This window comes from Vibrio sp. Of7-15 (genome assembly GCF_022347565.1).
GTDB lineage: Bacteria > Pseudomonadota > Gammaproteobacteria > Enterobacterales > Vibrionaceae > NORP241.
This window is the reverse complement of record NZ_JAKRGH010000001.1, coordinates 323,806-340,338: the sequence shown is the minus strand read 5'-3', so window position 1 is coordinate 340,338 and position 16,533 is coordinate 323,806. Positions and strand designations below refer to the sequence as shown.

Sequence of the window (16,533 nt, the reverse complement as noted above, 5' to 3'; positions counted from 1 at the left end):
TGCTCATCTTGCCACCATGAAACGAAGAAACAAGACAAAATTATCATTATGACTACATAGAGCCATAAGGGAGGTGGATTATACGTAAGACGATGAGAGTGTTAAAGAATATATTTAACAACAAAATAAAACACTACATGAACAACATTAAAATAATTGAGAGGTCCACCTAGCGCCACCTCGGCGTGGGTAACACCATTGTCTTTCTCGTTTTAAATTTATCTATCATCGCCTCAAACAAACTTCGCTCCAAAGCCGTGGAAAAACAGGCTCTAAGTTCATAATTTGTTTGATAGTTATCTAAAAAAACAATATCGAATCGAGCAGCCATAGACGAAGAAAGAATATAACTAAGTTGGTATTCATCAATGACAACCGCATCAACTCGTTCATGAAACAACTTCTTGACATTTTGTTGGTTATTGGTAGCAAAACTGTATTTTAAATTCTTACCTTTAAATAAAGAAGTCACCGAATCATTAATTTCATTTCCCCTCACCATGCCTATATGTTCAATCTCATTATCAAGATTGCTTTTCTTTACTGCCAAACCCGCAACCGAATGCCACAGCGGCTTAGAAGGGTATAACCCCTCACATCTCACGGCAGGGAACCAAAAAGAAGAGTCTGTTTTTATCGTCCTTTTATCTCGCGCTTTTGGCACTTTTTGTATATTTAATTCAAAACCATTATTTAAAAATGCCTCTCGAATATAATCTCCCATAAAACCGCTATTACTATTTTTCAACTCAGTATCTACGATAATATAAGGCTCATCTTCAGAGGTATATGTATTTAAAACGGACAAATAAGAATAAGAACGCTCATCGGAATAAGACCAGCGCTTGCCCCACTCCTCATACAGATCATCTTGCTTTTTATACCAATAACCTTTTCCTTTCCCGTTTGGAAACACCTCAGGCTTAATTGGTTGTTCACTGCGCCACACAATATCAATAATGCCCGTATCATCCACTTTACCTATATAGGACTCTTGGGAAAAATGATTATTGTTCGGGTGGTACTTCATTTTCCCCGCCGGTGTTTGGTAAGTCCCAGCAAGATTAGGAACAACATGATCAATAAGAGTATTCCCTGCCCGAGTGACAGCTTGAGCCCATACAAGCACACTAGCGTATGAAGAAGCCATAACTGCACTAGCTTCATTAATGGATAACTTACTTTTCAGCTCTTTTTTAAAACTGCGATTTTGTTTGGTATTTAAACTATCAAAATACGAAGAAGATACATAATGGCCGACAATTTCAGAAGTGGGCATTTCTTTGATATCACTTTCCCCTAAACTAAATGACACCACGGGCAGCTCTGTCGCATTAAAACCAGATTCATGAAGGGCATTAAAAAACGTAATATTACTGCTGCCATTTAAGCTATTCAGTATCACATCAGGAGACGTGTTTTTTATATCATTAATAACAACATCAAAGTTACGACTGCCTAATGGCACATACTTTTCTCCCACAATAGTCATGCCATACTCTTTGACATATTGATGGGCAACCAAGTTAAACATTTGCGGAAAAATATAATCAGAACCAAGTAAATAAATACGCTTTTTATCTTGCTCTGCTAGCCACTTTAATACTGGGGTCAATTGCTGGTTTGGGGTAGCGCCCGCATAAATAATATTGGATGACTCTTCCATCCCCTCGTATTGAACAGAATAAAACAGCAATACTCCGCTATTTTCAAAAATAGGCTTCACAGTTTTACGACAAGCTGAGGTCCAACAGCCAAATACGACATCCACTTTTTCATCATGTATCAAGCTTTCCGCTTTCTGCTTGAACTTTTCCCCATTTGAGCCCCCGTCGACAATAATAGCTTCCAATTTACGGCCTAATAATCCCCCCCTATCATTAATTTGTTTAATCGCTAGTATGACTGCATCCACAACGGGAGTTTCGCTTATCGCCATGGTGCCCGACAGAGAATGCAAAACCCCAACTTTAATGGGCTCTTCTGAATGCAAAAAAGAGGAATGAAACAACAGTGCAATAACAAAAGACAAAAAAGAAAAACGCCTTAAAGCACACTGTATCCAAACCATTTATCCGCTCCCTGGTTTCAACCCAACTATAATGAACATTTCATTCAAAAATGTAGCTGACCTATGCCCTACACAGCCGTCATAAAGTACAAGTCACGGTTAACATAATACGCCTGATACATCCCTTCTTTGAGTAATACCAAACCTTGACCATCCGCTTCTGGGATCACTTTAATAGTCATTTGTGTTAACCCCATATCACCTAGAGTATGGTTAAACGACTCTAAAGAATATTGAGTATTTGAAGGGCCAAAAACACCCGTCATTTCACCAGTTTCACTTTCATCGGCAAACGGAGCAAAGTTTTGACTGACTAACTTCAGTGGAGAGGCAGATAGCATGAACGAGCAAAAACAAAAAGACAACAGTAATACTCGCATAAGACTTCTCCTTATGGTTTCCACTAAGCTTAGTGTGAGTTACTGACTTCTGCTACTCGTTCAGAATCACATCAACACCATTAATGATTTGATTTATTGCACCGTAAGGACTTTATTTAATAAGTGTTTAGCAAGTGATGCACTTATTGACTCTGATTTGATAAACACAACCAAATTGGTCGTTATCTCATTTTAGTGGTTAGGAGCAAACATGAACGCAGCACCACCCGTAACAAGCCGCTTAGTGCGGTGCTTGCAAGCTCAATCATCTTTACTATATATCACTTGTTTTTTCCTTCTTACCTTATCCCTGCTCTCTACGCCGACAGCTATAGCTGATAATTTGCCTATTAAAGTCGTTTCCATTGAGCCAACACCGCTAGAATTAAAAGTTAATCGTATTGGTAAAGTGGATTTCAGACATAAAGCGAACCTGTCTTTTAAAACCGCAGGGTACATACAAAAACTTCTGGTCGATGTAGGCCAAACCATGCGATCTAATGCCACGATCGCCACCCTAGAAGCTAATGATTTGGTCGCGAACCAAAAATCAGCTCAAGCAAGCTACCGCAAAGCGACCCAAGATTTAGAACGTGCCCGTAAACTATACAGAAATAGAACCGTCTCAAAAGATTTTTTAGAGCAAGCAGAAACGGCCCAAATTCAAGCTAAGGCACAGTTAGAAAATACCCAATACGACATTAATAAATCTGAAATTCAAGCGCCATTTCATGCCATTGTTCTTGATAGGCTTGTACAACCTGGTGAGCTTGTGGCGGCGGGATCTCCCGTTTATTTAATTGCTTCATCCAACCCTGATAATTTAGTCGTCAAACTGGATCTAACTCAAAGTGAAATCGAGCTTCTGAAGTACTCAGTGAATATTCAAGTTACGCTACCAGACAACCAGAAAGTGAGTGGAGAAATCGCTTCCATTGCAGCCATCACCAATCCACAAACTGGGCTGTATGAAATAGAAATATTGCTCGATATCGATAAAACCAATCGACCTTACGCTGGGCAATGGCTACAAACCACCTTAACCACAACAAACACAGAGCAGTTAGTCTACTCCATCCCTCTTTCCGCTCTGGCAGGCATGAAAGATGAGAACGCAATCATTTGGGTATCAAAAAAGGGAAAAGTGGCCCAGAAGAAAGTGAAAGTACTTCGCCTCGATCATAACCAGTTTTTAATAACAGCCAACCATGAGCCCCTGAATGTCGTTGTACATGGGTGGGGAAAACTAGGACAAGATCTCCCAACCGATAACAAATAGAGGGCAATCGGATGTTTTTACCTAAAGCGGCGTTAAAACATACCCAGTTTACTTTTGTCATTATTGCGCTTTTGGTTGCTCTTGGTGTTGTCTCGTATTTAACCATGCCAAGATCAGAAGACCCTCAGTTTGATTTACCCATTACATTAATCGAAGTGGTGTACCCCGGTGCTACCCCACAAAATGTAGAAGCACTGGTTGTAGATCCTATCGAAGAGGCTGCTTCTGAGCTGGATGACATTCTAAAAATAGCCACCGACATCAATAACGGTGGCGCTCGCATCGAAATCACGTTTGTATATGGTGTCGATCCCGATGATGCTTACGAAGACGTACTAAGAGCGGTGAATAAAGTTCAGCCTTCTTTGCCACTAGAAAGCCAAATTTTTATCCTGAAAGCCTCCCCGACCTCGGTCAATATTTTACAGTTTGCAATGTGGTCTGAGCCGATGGATTATCGCTTAATTGATCGCTATTCCGAGCAATTAGAAAAACAGCTAGAACGCTTTCAAGAGGTGAATAAAGCTGAACGCTGGGGGCTGCCAGAGCAAATTATTGAAGTGACCGCTCAACCTAATGCCCTGACTCGCCACCAGCTTAGTATCAACCATTTAAGCGGGGTACTTGCAGCCAGAGCCGAAAACGTCATCCCGGGCTTTGTGGATGGCGAAGCAAGACGTTTTAATTTAAAAGCCAGTGGCGATTTCGCCGACCTTGATGAAATAAAACAAACCATCATTGCACAAACAGAATTTTCTCCCATTATTGCTGATGACATTGCTGTTATTGATTACGCCAGTAATGAGCCCACCTACTTAGCTTATTTCAAAAATAAACCCGTTGTCTTTATTACTGTAGAGCAAACGAAAGGCTCTAATATTTTTGAAGTCACCGACAAACTACTGAACGATGTAGAACAATTCAAACAATCATTGCCAAGTAATATCCAACTTGAACTGCTTTTCAAACAAGCTGACAGTGTTGAAGAACGGGTTGATGGTTTCTTTGACAACCTGATCCAAGGCCTAGTTCTGGTCGCCCTTTTGTCTTTATTGTTTTTAGGTTTTCGTGCCTCTTTACTCATCACTTTTACCGTGCCCCTTTCGTTTGTTATCGCCATGGGATTTTTAGATATTACTGGCTTTGGTTTAGAGCAAATGTCCATTGTGGGTTTAATCATTGCTTTAGGCTTGTTAGTGGACGACGCAATTGTCGTGACTGAAAATATTCAATCTTCATCGTTTGATTTGCACTCCCCTTTACAAGCCGCCATGTTAGGAGCAAGCCGAGTCGGCTGGGCCAGCACCTTAGGCACATTCACCACTGTATTCGCCTTTTTGCCTATGCTGATGCTGCAAAGCTCCAGTGGCGATTTTATGCGTTCTATGCCAGTCACCGTCAGCTTTGTTTTAATCATCTCGTTGCTGCTGTCTCTTACGCTTACTCCAATGATGGCAAGTCGCATATTAAAAGCTGGAGTACAGAGTAAATGGACACTACAACATCTCATCAGCTGGTTTGCTAATACGGGTTATCAAACCATTATTCACGGCGTATTACGCCATCCTATTATCGTCATCATTATTGCTATTGTGTGCCTAGTCGGAATGCTGTCCTTTTTTCCGAAAATAGGGTTGGCTCTCTTTCCAAAAGCCGAAAAGCCTTTCTTACTGGTTGATATTGAAGCACCACCAAATACTTCTATCGCCCGAACCGATGTGATTGTGCGCTCTGTTGCCAAGCAAATCGAAGAAGAACCATTAGTGTCTTCCACTGCACTCAACATTGGTAATGCCAACCCAAGAATTTACTACAATGAGATCCCACGCAGAGGCCAACCACACTATGGTCAAATACTGGTGCAGCTCAACCATTACGATGCCGATAGCGTAAACCAACTTATCGCCGACTTACGTGACAAATTTGCCACCATGCCCGAAGCCACCGTGCAGATCCGAGAAATGCAGCAAGGCCCCGTCACCGATCCTCCAATCACATTACGCTTAATGGGTGAAAACCTAGATGAACTGGCCATGCTGGCTGACCAAATAGAGCAATACATGAGAAATACTGAGGGAATGGTTAACATCCGTAATGTGATTTCAGAACCTCAAGTTGAAGTGAACTTGAGTATTGATTATTCAAAACTCGCCATGAGCCAAATCGCCGTCACCGATCTCGACTCTTCATTGAAAGCATGGCTGACTGGAACCCGTGTCGGGAATCTAACTGATCCCCAAGGAAATCAATACCCTGTAGTTGTAAAAGGCCCAACTCAAGACATCAGTCAACTTGATTCTATTCGTATTCCGAACTCCGATAACGAATTGGTTCCCTTGCAGCAATTTGTTACCCCAACACTACAAGAAGGTCAGCCAGAATTTTTCCACTTCCAAAAAATTCGCACCGCCAAAGTCTCTGCCGATGCCGCCAGAGGGTACTCGGTGAATAGGCTAACAGTGCAATTGGCCGAACACCTAGAAACCATAGATCTACCCGCTTCGGTTAGATACGAGTTTGGTGGGGAAGAAGAAGCGAGGAAAGAGAACTTCGAAGGACTTAGTCAAGTCATGCTAGTGGCCGTATTCAGCATTTTTGCCTGCTTAGTACTGCGCTTTCGCTCTTTCTTTCAACCTATTGTTATTTTTACTTCCATGCCATTTGCCATTGGTGGTGCTACAGTATGTTTATATGCCACAGGCTACCCTTTTTCGATTATGGCCTTTGTGGGCATGATCAGTTTGTTTGGTATTGTGGTCAATAACGCCATTATTTTGGTCGATACGGTAAATCATAATTTAGATCAGCACCAAAGCTTATTTGACGCGGTGAGTAATGCTAGCTCAAGGCGCTTACCACCGATCACATTAACGACACTAACCACCATTGGCGGTTTGATCCCTCTGACTTTATATGGTGGCAATTTATGGGCACCGCTTGGCTGGGTAATTATTGGTGGATTATTAGCTTCAACCCTATCTAGCTTAATTGTGGTTCCTATGCTCACTTACCTATTTACCAAGGAGCCACCTCACGCGCACACAAACCAATAAACTCATGGATTAGAGTTAAAAGGTAAACCCAATAAAGGAGTAACAGCATTGAATGGATTCATTGGCATCGTTGGTTATGGCGCAACAGGGCTTGGCTACCTCTTTCTCTTTTTGCTACTGCTGACCACACGACAGCACAGTTTGCCTAAGAAAATATTAATGATCTCCAGCATCATTAGTTTAGTGTGGGCACTCAGTGCAATGATTGTGATCCACTTTCAATACCCCATTGAACTGCACCTAAGCCTAGAAACCCTTCGTAATATTGGCTGGTTTTTGCTCTTAGCCTGCGCACTGTCAGATTATAAAAAAATACGTGACGTCATTTTTGCAAGTCCTGCAACAAAAACCATTTCAGCGCTGCTCTTAATCGTAATGGTTAGTGAATTACTCAGCGCGTTTTTTTCTGGTTATTGGTTACTAAGTACGGTCAATAAATACATGCCACTCATTCACTTAGCTCAATCCGTACTTGGTTTATGGTTAATTGAAAATTTATATCGCCAAACTGAACGAAGCGCCCGCTGGACAGTAAAGCCACTCTGTCTAGGCCTTGGGCTTTTTTATGCCTATGATTTTGCTTACTACGCAGACAGCCTATTAACCACGTCTTTTTCAGCCACATTTTGGTACGCTCGTTCATGGGTTGTACTCATGACAATTCCACTTATTGTGCTCACTGCCCGACGAGTAAAAAACTGGTCTGCTCGAGTCTATGTATCTAGAGACGTCATTTACCACAGCACACTTTTGTTAGCCGCTGGGGGGTATTTATTATTTATGGCGTTGGTTGGCTATTACATCAAATACGTTAACGGCCACTGGGGGCAGCTCCTTCAGAATGTTTTCTTCGCCATGAGTGGCTTAATTCTCGCTAGCCTTTTTCTGTCTGAGCCACTACGTCGAAAAATGAAGGTATTTATCACCAAACATTTTTTCGCGAACAAATATGAATACCGTGAAGAGTGGATGCGTTTTGCTTCGATTTTAAACGAACCTCAAGCATCTCCTTATATTGCTGCCCTCAATGCAGTAATGCACCCATTTGCTTGTAGCTCAGGTCTTATCGCCTTAAAGGAAGGAAGTACGTTTGTCACTAAGGCTCAAGTAAATGTCTCAGAACAAGACGAAATGACCCAAGAAATCCTTGATCAGCTATCAAATTTAGCAATCCAATACCATTGGATCGTTGATATTCATGAATTAAAAAATGAATCAAAATGGCAGCCTTTTGCGTTTAATACCAACCTAATTCCAGATAATCTTGCATTTTCCTATATTATTCCTTTCACTAATGCCGAAGGCTTTAATGCCGTTTGTCTGCTTTCCCATCCCACGTCAACCGAAACCATAAACTGGGAGGATCGTGACTTAATGCGTGCCATTAGTGCCCAAATCACCACTTATTTGCATCTATACCATACCAATATTGCTCTTGCCGAAAGTAAACAATTCGATACCTTTAATCAAATGTCTGCCTTTCTTGTGCATGATCTCAAGAATGTCGTTGCCCAATTACACCTACTTTCTAAAAATGCGCAAAAGCACAAACACAACCCAGAGTTCATTGATGATGCCTTTGAAACCGTCGACTCCGCCGTCAACCGACTTACGAAAGTCATGGATCAACTGCGAAATAAACGCACCGCTAGCATACAAACAGAAACGGTGGATTTACATCAGGCCTTAGCGGTAGCTTGCAAAACCCGATCCGGTGATTTGCCCAAACCACAATTACACTTAGACGACAACTTTGAGCCTAGAGTCACCGTCAATAAAGAGCGCTTAACCAATATGTTGTCGCACTTAATTCAAAATGCGCAGGATGCCACTCATAACGATGGTTCTATTACCGTTTCCACATTACAAGAGAACCAGCACTGTATTGTTACCATCAGTGATACAGGCTCAGGTATGAGCGAAGAATTTATTAATGAACGCTTATTTAAACCTTTTGACACCACCAAAGGTAATGCCGGGATGGGAATTGGCGCATATGATGCAAAAAAATTAGTCGAAGAAATACACGGTCATATACAAGTCAGATCAGAAATAGATAAGGGAACACATTTTAAATTGCACTTTCCCATTACAGAAAATCATAAACATACTATTGCACAATAACGACTAAGCCAGATCCAGCGACTATACTTACTAACGGCAGGACGACAATTACACATAAACCAAGGAAAGGTTATTACGTCATGGATACTTTACTCGTAGTTGAAGATGATATCGGCATTCAAAAACAGCTAAAATGGACGTTAAGTGATTACGACGTTATTTTAGCTGGCGACCAAGAGTCAGCCATTAATGCCTTACGACGTCATGAACCCTCAGTGATCACACTCGATTTAGGTTTACCACCTGATGAAGCTAATGCCAGTGAAGGCTTGGCCACTTTAAAACGTATCATAGAGCTCGCACCCAGTACCAAAGTGATTGTTATTACTGGTAATGATGATAAAGAGAACGCCTTAGAAGCCATCTCCATGGGAGCGCACGACTTCTATCAAAAACCCATTGATGACGACACGCTCTCTATCATTATTAGCCGTGCCTTCTTTGTCGCCAACATCGAAAAAGAAAATGAAATTTTACGTAGTGCGTCACTAGACAATAATGGCTTTATCGGCAACAGCCCACAAATTCAGCAAGTATGTCGAATGGTTGATCGCATCGCTCCAACGGAAGTAACCACATTATTACTCGGCGAAAGTGGTACTGGTAAAGAAGTACTTGCTCGTGCCATTCACGATAAAAGCCCAAGAAAAGACAAACCGTTTATCGCCATAAACTGTGCTTCTATCCCCGAAAACTTATTAGAAAGCGAATTATTTGGTTTTGAAAAAGGTGCCTTTACTGGTGCCCATAAAACCACCATGGGTAAAATCGAATGCGCCGATGGAGGTACACTCTTTTTAGATGAAATTGGTGATATGCCCTACCCCTTACAAGCAAAAATCTTACGTTTTTTACAAGAAAAGGTCGTTGAACGTGTTGGCGGTCGCCAAGAAATCCGGATCGACGTAAAAATCGTGTGTGCAACTCACCAAAATTTACAGGGTATGGTGTTAGAAAAAGCATTCCGTGAAGATTTATTCTACCGTATTAGTGAAATCACCATTAATATTCCACCACTCCGGGAGCGTGGTGAAGACATCCTGCTCCTAGCCAGAGCGTTTTTACACAGCTTTAACCACCAGTTGAAACGCTCTATTTCTGGGTTTAATGAAGAAGCCGTTCAAGCCCTACGCAGTCATGTATGGCCAGGCAACATCCGAGAGTTGCAAAATAAAGTAAAATCAGCAGTGATCATGGCCGACGGAAAACACATCACACCAATGGATTTAGCGCTATTCCCTAATGCAGAGGCAACAACAACACCATTAAATTTACGCCAAGTCAGAGAAGAGGCAGAGAAAGAAGCGATCCAAAATGCACTCACAGTGAGTGACGGTAACATGTCCAATACCGCGAATTTATTGGGTATTACTCGTCCGACTCTTTACGCACTAATGGATAAGTACTCACTTGAGAAATAGGAAAACACAGAAAACGGGTAACCCTCAACTATAGAGAGCTACCCGTTTTCATTCAGTGTATTGAGCTTTAAAGGTGCAAGTTTTTTCCAACGCTATTCACTTGCTGCTGAGCAATAGCTCGGTATTCGCCCGAAACCCAACGACCTTCGATTCCCCAATAATCTTCCGCACGTTTACCATTCACCACTGAGTTTGCAGCCATAGTGATTAATGTTGCCTGCCCTTTTTGCGTGGCAATCACATCCGTTGGATATGCCGCCCAATCAATAACAGTATCTAAACGTCGGCCATTCATCGTTACTTTATATGGTTCATAAAACAAACGATCTGCACTTTCAAAATTACGTACACTTCGGTGATCGTATTTATCGATGACTTGTATATTATCCATAGGGCGATAAACCACTGCGAGCAAGATATAACCATCACGTTTTGCTGTATCGATGCTAGTTAAAATATAATTCTCTGCTTTAGGTACGCCATATTGCTTCAAAACTGTTTGAAAATGGGTACTCGCGTGCTTCATGCGACGGAACACTTCACCCGTGTCACCGCTTTCCTGCACCGAAGATAACCGAGTTCCATAAGCAGCTTCGTAGGTATCATCTAATGTGATCTGCGCTTGGGCTGCAATTAGCCCTTTATTAATTTCGTGTACACCAGATGACATGTAGTAAGGTACGGCAGCGACCCCTTCCAATACCCCTGCTGCAATTTGCAAAGGCGATAAAACCAAATTAGCGAGACCAATAAACGCAGATGACATTCCATGTGCAGGGCTAGGGCCGCTTTGATTTGGCGCAGCACATGCAACTAGGCTAGACACACAAATCATGCTTAATAAGAACTTTTTCATTTCATCTTCCTTAACTTTCTATACTGGTCAGAAATAATTGAACACCGTTTTATTGTGGTCCCATTTTTTATAATTTGCAACAAAAGAAATCAACAAAATGTAAAAATTTATTAGGAAGAGAAATAGAACAACAGTGAAATATACAAATTAGAAGAGAAAATAAGCACAAAGAAAAGAAGTAAAATTAAGGGGTAACTACATGATTCTTGGAAAAATCAGGTGACTCTAAAAAGTGCTACCCCTAAAAATAAATGATAGAAAACTAAATCTATCAACCAGATCAACCTACAACGAGTAATCTCTGTTTTTCAGCATTTTTACCAACTGACGCGTAGCGTTAATCAGCATCACTAAAGCAATAAACAGAAAAAATTTTGCGATGTAAAAGCCCGGAAATGCATAAGACATTATGATAAATAAAACGCCCAATAGAGCTGAAATTTTCCACTCACCCATGGGGAAACCTGCAAAAAACTATAATCGACCCATGATACTGTGAAACATTTTTCTTGCAAGAGGTAGAGCCCAAAATTGCAGCAGGCGTTCAAACCTTAATTATGCAGGCTATACAACCATAAAGTATGGTGAATATAAGAATGCATAGAGGAAAGAACAATAAATACTATAGATTTAAAGAATAAAATAAGACAAGGAAATTACGCATTGTGGAAAGAGACTTTTCGAGAAGAAGAAGTAAGGAATATACGTTTTTAGTAAACTAAATGAAGGACTTGTAAGCCACAGCGGCACCGAAAATACTGTGCCTGGGAGATAATGACCAAAATTGACATTAACAAAGAAAAATACCGGAAAAGGGACTAACTCTTTCCTTTAGGATCTTGTTCATTATCTCAAATTTTGGTCAAACGATGATTCAAATTATCATGATACGCCAGCTAAAGTGGGGCAACCCCTACCGCTTCAGACAACTGCATTAACTGGGCTTCACTATCTAAACGAATTGACCACGTCACTCCACTACCTTGAGCAGTGATCACATGAGCTTGGCGGATAAGCTGTATGTCATCGATTTGTGCCTGTAAGGTACCAGAGCAAGGATCTGATAACTTCACCACCAATTCGTGCATATTGGCGATAATTTTACCGCCTGAAAATGAAATAACCACCGCTTAAATCACCAGCTGAGCCATTTCTTTACCACTGCCTCGAATCTCATCCACAAACAAAATGACACGATCATCTAACGATAAAATCGTGGATTCAAGCTGCTCTGCAATCCATACCGGTTTGGCATCTTCATTCGGCAAATCATCCCACTGTTCATCGATGGCATTTGCTAGACGAATTGTTGCAGCTAACGGTGAAAAAATATTATCGACTTTCGGGTGATATTGTTCGCTAATCGCATGAACAAGCTCAGGAGAGAATTTCCAACCTTCTGCTAATTTAGCACCAAGCTCTGCACTATTAGCACCTATAACGGCTTTTTGAGCATCGGGTTTTTGCATACCTTGCTCAATTTTTTCATCAATTTCAGCGACTTTATCAGGCATGATGGTATAGATCATCAAATCGCCAATGTTATGCAGCATGCCTGCCGTGAAAGCGTCGTTTGGATTAATTTTACACGACTGGGCTAAGCCTTTACTTAATAAGGCTATTTCAAAGGTTTTTTCCCAAAACTTCCCTAAATCAATCACTTCAACATAAGGAAAAGCACTCACTAACGCAGAAGCCACAATCAATGTTCTTAATGGCTCCAGTCCTAACCGAATCACGGCATCATCAACAGAAGAAACTGAACGTCCACGACCAAAATGAGCCGAGTTTGCTAAGCGAATAACACGGGCACTAACAACCTGTTCTAATGAAATCGTGCGTGATAGTTCAGACATTTCAACATCATCACGATTTACCATTTCCATTAGCTCACGTACAACCTTAGGGATCTTAGGTAACTCATGAGCACGGCTTAAAATTTTTCCAACTTCCATACCTTAAACTCCGATCTTATGAACTCTTAGGAATATTATTTTTATTCAACACGTTTTTTATCTTTTACAACCGCAACAGTCAATCGACTTGTGCAAACCAAACGTTTTCGCTCATCTGTGATTTCGATTTGCCACACTTGGGTTGTAGTACCAATATGTAAAGGGTGCGCTCTCCCTATGACGACTCCACTTCTTACTGCACGAATATGGTTAGCATTAATGTCTAGACCAACACAGAAGCGTGAATCATCCACACACATATTGGCTGCCACTGATCCTAATGTTTCAGCTAAAACAACAGAAGCACCACCATGGAGCATACCTAAAGGTTGATGAGTTTTTGCTTCTACAGGCATCGTCGCACTTAAACTTTCCGAGTCTACATGGCTATATTCAATGCCTAGATGCTCAACCAGCGTGTTCGCCGATGACTCATTTAACGACGTCAAATCAAACTCTTTTTTCCAAATACTCATGGCTGCCTCAGGTGTATATTCACTCCATCTAAAAACATGCACTGTTCATTTAGTGAAAGCGCTATCGGCGCATAAAAAACCGTTAGTTAGCAATACTTTTAGATGACTATGCTAATTTTTGTTCTAGAATACTGCCAGAGCATAGAAATCGCTAGCACTGAAAGAATACATTTAGCAAATCGATGAATATTTAAACAAATCAATAACTATTCTTTTTGTTTATTTAAGTATAATCATTCAATCCGATATAATAATAAAAATAAAACATTTATAAGGAGTTAGAATGTTCAAACCAACCACTGCCCTAGCTTTATTGTGCACAGCTGTATTATCGGCTTGTTCCACCTCTCCAACTGGTCGCAGCCAAGTTATTTTATTTTCTGAAAGCGACATGTCTCAGCTTGGTGCACAATCTTTTGAGCAACTCAAGCAACAAGAAAAAATCAGCACCAATACAAAAATCAACCAATACGTTCAATGTGTTGCTGGAGCCATTACTCGTCAGGTAGGTGTTCAAAGTGGTTTCTCAGAGTGGGAAGTGGTGGTATTCGATAGTGAACAAGTCAACGCTTTTGCACTACCTGGTGGGAAAATTGGTGTGTATACAGGGTTACTTAATGTCGCAAAAAATGCTGACCAGCTTGCCACCGTTCTTGGCCATGAAGTAGCACACGTTTTAGCTCATCACAGTAATGAACGTATGTCTCGTAGCCAAATTGCCAACGTGGGCCTGAAAGTTTCTAGTGTTGCCTTACAGACCTCGGAATACCACGACATCGCAATGGGTGCCCTGGGCCTAGGGGTACAATACGGTGTTATGTTGCCTTATGGTCGAACTCAAGAATCTGAAGCAGATATTGTCGGTCTCGATTTTATGGCTAAAGCTGGCTTCGATCCAAGACAGAGTGTAGAACTGTGGAAAAACATGGCCAAAGCATCAGGAGGCCAACAACCACCAGAGCTGCTTTCCACTCACCCTTCCCACGATACCCGAATTAGTGATCTACAAGCAGAGCTTACACGCTTACCACAATACGCAACCATAAAACCCAACTGTGTAAAACCTTCATAACGATAACCAAAATACTTGAAGAAAAAAGCCAAATATCCAGAGATATAAACGTTACGCGAATTTATAAACTAGGAATCCAATTTAAATTGAATATTTATGTTGATTACGTGATATAAACCAGCGGGATCAGACGAAATACACATATTTCTCTTCAAAAAACATAAAAAATGATCTAGATCACATTTATGAAAGGCTTTTTTAGATGTAATCGTTTGTAACAAAGCACAACATCGCAACGTATAACTACCTTTGCTCAATGAAGTAAAGGAAACCAACGCAATACTTCGCTTGCACTATAGAAAAGGGAAGGCAATGCGCCTTCCCTTTCTCTATTATCTACATCAATTCAATACGTTAGGTATTTATTATTTCGCTTTCGGGCGAAATGGTTTGATCACGGCTTCATCGCATTCAAGAAATGGCCCTTCCATAAGATCAATGCAATATGGGATTGCAGGGAAAACCGCATCTAAACATTCACGAATAGATTTTGGTTTACCTGGCAAATTCACAATCAAACTGTCTTTACGCAAACCCGCCGTTTGACGAGATAAAATCGCGGTCGGTACAAACTTCAAGGACTCAGCACGCATCAGCTCGCCAAAGCCTGGCATCATACGATCACACACAGCTTCCGTCGCTTCTGGAGTCACATCGCGCTTTGCAGGCCCCGTTCCACCAGTAGTCACGATCAGGCTACAACCTTGCTCGTCTGCCATTTTGATCAATGTTGCTTCAATCACATCTTGTTCATCAGGGATCACCTCGTACACAGGCTCCCACTCTGAAGTCAGATACTCATTCAACGTAGCAATAATCGCTTGGCCTGAAATGTCTTCATACACACCTGCACTTGCACGATCGCTTACTGTCACAATACCAATTTTTGCCTTGGTCATGATTTATACCTTTAAAAAAAGCCATTTCTAAGCAGCATATTATAACCACTTACGCCATGATGAAAAATGCAATTACAGGCTAGTTAAGCCCCATTTCTTTGCGGTTTCTTTAAAAAAGCCCTGTGTTTTTTTCAATTCTACCCAATGATTTACATAGTTGATCCAAACTTGATCATCTTGAGGAAGCAGCATCGAAATTGGCGTCGGGCGGCGAGGCTCTTTAACGGGCACAATAGCCAACTTAGAGAACTTCTCAACCAACGTAGCCGCTTCCACATTCGAGGTTACAGAAACATCAGCACGGCGCGCCAATAACTCCTGAAAATCACGAGCTGGGGCTTCAATAACTTTATGGTTCGCATTTGGGAAAAACTCTTTCACCATTTTTTCTTGAACCGTACCCAACGTTGCCGCAACCGTTACTTCAGCTTTATCAAAGTCGCTCCATTCTGAATACTTTTCCAAATCTTTTTTCTGTACTACTGGCACAAATGCCAAATAAAAATACGGCTGGCTATATCCCGCCACCTTCGCACGAGACATATTCAATGACGCGCTGCCTGTAATGTCGTATTTATTCGCCGTTACACCGCTAACTAGCGTTTTCCAATCCGTTGCAACATAGGTTACTTTCACACCTAAGTCTTTTGCTAGCTCTGTCGTCACATCAATATCAAAGCCACGATAGCTATTCGTCGCTGGATTTTTCATGGTCATTGGGTTCCAATCTCCCGTTGTACCCACTCGTAGCTCCCCGCTATCTAAAATTTGATGTAGACGGCTTTGTGTCGCAGCCATCGCCGTTGAAATCGATGTTAAAGCAATTAAAGACCCCAATAGCCAACTTTTTATTTTCATTATTCTTCCTTAAATCATATAAACAAACTTTGCAAAAAAACCGCTAATAACATAGCATCAGAACGTTAATTATTTTAGTTAATTTAAAG

Annotated in this window: 13 protein-coding genes; 5 read left to right on the top strand and 8 right to left on the bottom strand. The window is 41.2% G+C overall.

Features of this window, described 5'->3' with window-relative positions; translation table 11 throughout:
- Window positions 1-169: 169 nt before the first annotated feature.
- Window positions 170-2,071 carry an urea ABC transporter substrate-binding protein gene (locus MHO82_RS01370; RefSeq protein WP_239182056.1) on the bottom strand — a complete coding sequence of 634 codons (1,902 nt, stop codon included), beginning with the start codon at window positions 2,069-2,071 and terminating at the stop codon, window positions 170-172.
- A 68-nt stretch (window positions 2,072-2,139) separates the two neighbouring features.
- Complete coding sequence (locus MHO82_RS01365) at window positions 2,140-2,451, bottom strand: hypothetical protein (RefSeq protein WP_239182055.1); 312 nt, start codon at window positions 2,449-2,451, stop codon at window positions 2,140-2,142.
- 211 nt (window positions 2,452-2,662) lie between these two features.
- On the opposite strand from MHO82_RS01365, the gene MHO82_RS01360 reads away from it, so the two are divergent.
- The 4 genes from MHO82_RS01360 to prsR all read left to right on the top strand — a co-directional run bounded on the left by MHO82_RS01360 (window position 2,663) and on the right by prsR (window position 10,328).
- Window positions 2,663-3,730 carry an efflux RND transporter periplasmic adaptor subunit gene (locus MHO82_RS01360; RefSeq protein WP_239182054.1) on the top strand — a complete coding sequence of 356 codons (1,068 nt, stop codon included), beginning with the start codon at window positions 2,663-2,665 and terminating at the stop codon, window positions 3,728-3,730.
- An 11-nt stretch (window positions 3,731-3,741) separates the two neighbouring features.
- Window positions 3,742-6,783 (top strand): efflux RND transporter permease subunit, encoded by a 3,042-nt coding sequence (locus MHO82_RS01355; protein ID WP_239182053.1) that lies wholly within the window; start codon window positions 3,742-3,744, stop codon window positions 6,781-6,783.
- Between the two features lie 48 nt (window positions 6,784-6,831).
- A complete protein-coding gene (gene prsK / locus MHO82_RS01350; protein WP_239182052.1) occupies window positions 6,832-8,907 on the top strand; it encodes an XrtA/PEP-CTERM system histidine kinase PrsK in 2,076 nt (691 codons plus the stop codon).
- 80 nt (window positions 8,908-8,987) lie between these two features.
- On the top strand, window positions 8,988-10,328 hold the full coding sequence (gene prsR / locus MHO82_RS01345) for a PEP-CTERM-box response regulator transcription factor (RefSeq protein WP_239182051.1): 1,341 nt from the start codon (window positions 8,988-8,990) through the stop codon (window positions 10,326-10,328).
- 67 nt (window positions 10,329-10,395) lie between these two features.
- Here the strand turns inward: prsR and MHO82_RS01340 are convergent, their stop codons facing one another.
- The 4 genes from MHO82_RS01340 to MHO82_RS01325 form a co-directional block, all read right to left on the bottom strand.
- Window positions 10,396-11,184: a hypothetical protein gene (locus MHO82_RS01340; RefSeq protein WP_239182050.1), complete on the bottom strand. Its 789-nt coding sequence runs from the start codon at window positions 11,182-11,184 to the stop codon at window positions 10,396-10,398.
- 896 nt (window positions 11,185-12,080) lie between these two features.
- Complete coding sequence (locus MHO82_RS01335; protein ID WP_239182049.1) at window positions 12,081-12,311, bottom strand: DUF3389 family protein; 231 nt, start codon at window positions 12,309-12,311, stop codon at window positions 12,081-12,083.
- 3 nt (window positions 12,312-12,314) lie between these two features.
- On the bottom strand, window positions 12,315-13,139 hold the full coding sequence (locus tag MHO82_RS01330) for an HDOD domain-containing protein (protein WP_239182048.1): 825 nt from the start codon (window positions 13,137-13,139) through the stop codon (window positions 12,315-12,317).
- A gap of 41 nt (window positions 13,140-13,180) precedes the next feature.
- Window positions 13,181-13,615: a hotdog fold thioesterase gene (locus MHO82_RS01325; protein ID WP_239182047.1), complete on the bottom strand. Its 435-nt coding sequence runs from the start codon at window positions 13,613-13,615 to the stop codon at window positions 13,181-13,183.
- A gap of 283 nt (window positions 13,616-13,898) precedes the next feature.
- Between MHO82_RS01325 and MHO82_RS01320 the strand changes: the two genes are divergently transcribed.
- Window positions 13,899-14,687 (top strand): M48 family metallopeptidase, encoded by a 789-nt coding sequence (locus tag MHO82_RS01320; protein ID WP_239182046.1) that lies wholly within the window; start codon window positions 13,899-13,901, stop codon window positions 14,685-14,687.
- 365 nt (window positions 14,688-15,052) lie between these two features.
- Here the strand turns inward: MHO82_RS01320 and mog are convergent, their stop codons facing one another.
- Both mog and MHO82_RS01310 read right to left on the bottom strand, forming a co-directional pair.
- Window positions 15,053-15,586, bottom strand: a complete 534-nt coding sequence (gene mog, locus MHO82_RS01315; protein ID WP_239182045.1) for a molybdopterin adenylyltransferase — start codon at window positions 15,584-15,586, stop codon at window positions 15,053-15,055.
- A 72-nt stretch (window positions 15,587-15,658) separates the two neighbouring features.
- On the bottom strand, window positions 15,659-16,444 hold the full coding sequence (locus MHO82_RS01310) for a transporter substrate-binding domain-containing protein (RefSeq protein WP_239182044.1): 786 nt from the start codon (window positions 16,442-16,444) through the stop codon (window positions 15,659-15,661).
- Window positions 16,445-16,533 lie beyond the last annotated feature (89 nt).